Origin of the sequence: Enterobacter quasihormaechei (assembly GCF_004331385.1) — a bacterium.
In the GTDB taxonomy this organism is placed as follows: domain Bacteria; phylum Pseudomonadota; class Gammaproteobacteria; order Enterobacterales; family Enterobacteriaceae; genus Enterobacter; species Enterobacter quasihormaechei.
Window position 1 is genome coordinate 1 of sequence record NZ_SJON01000047.1, and the last position, 469, is coordinate 469.

Annotated in this window: 1 protein-coding gene; it reads right to left on the bottom strand. The window is 62.9% G+C overall.

Features of this window, described 5'->3' with window-relative positions; all coding sequences use genetic code 11:
• The coding region (locus E0L16_RS21955) for a type VI secretion system Vgr family protein (protein WP_248283825.1) at nt 1–469 on the bottom strand (469 nt) is incomplete at both ends.

Here is a 469-nt window from a genome sequence, read left to right on the forward strand (position 1 = left end):
CACAAAGCGCCCCGGCCAGTCGTACACGTCGATGCTGCCCGGCTTCGGTGACGCCGGGTTCTGCTGCGCCTGGAACAGCCACGCGTTCGGCTTGCGGAAGTCGTAGTCGTCGAGGCTGTAAATCCCCGGCGTCACGCTGTCCTCCAGCGCCCACTGGCTGATGCCCTCTTCGTCAGTGCTGCCGCCGGACGGCGTCTGGTGGTACGGGATGACCTCGTAGCCGCTGAACGGCTGATGCTGTGTCGCGGCGTCGGTCAGCACCAGGGTGTGCTTGTCCGTCTCGTGGCTGAAGTAGTAAGCAATCCCCTCCAGCTCCATCAGGCGGCTGATGAAGTCCAGGCTCGATTCCTGATACTGCACGCAGTAGTCCCACACCCGGTAGCTGCCGGTGAGCTTGTCTTCGAGGTTAACCTGATGCTCGCCCAGCAGGGTCTTTACAATCTGCGGCACCGTCTGGCCCTGGAAGATC